Origin of the sequence: Pseudoalteromonas sp. S3178 (assembly GCF_005886985.1) — a bacterium.
Taxonomy (GTDB): domain Bacteria; phylum Pseudomonadota; class Gammaproteobacteria; order Enterobacterales; family Alteromonadaceae; genus Pseudoalteromonas; species Pseudoalteromonas carrageenovora.
On record NZ_PNCW01000368.1, the window covers coordinates 1 to 392 of the forward strand.

At 45.2% G+C, this 392-nt stretch carries 1 protein-coding gene; it reads right to left on the reverse strand.

The window, feature by feature from the left end:
- Positions 1 to 392, reverse strand: a 392-nt coding sequence (locus CWC11_RS21325) for an EAL domain-containing protein (protein ID WP_138684207.1), incomplete at both ends; no start/stop codon positions are given.

Sequence of the window (392 nt, forward strand, 5' to 3'; positions counted from 1 at the left end):
ATAGTACCATCACGCTCAGCTTCTGGCACAAAGTAAGCGGGGCCGAGCACACCTTCAAGTGGATGACGCCAACGAATGAGTACTTCCACGCCCACTATCGATGGCACCTCTGCATTAACAAGAGGCTGATACACATTAAATAACTCATCATTTGCCAATGCTCTTAATATTTGTGTTTTACTGCTTAGCTGGCGCTTGTCATAACTGATCAATAACAACGTGAGGCCAACCCAAGAGGCGCAATACAACACACTCCAAAGTACTAGCCACAACCACCCTAGACTCACTAGTTGCTCATCATTTTTTGCAATGATTAAGCTCATCTGCGGCAAACTCGGAATAGCTGCAACGTACGCAAACTTTACCTTTGCATCATCAAAGAGTCCTTCTAC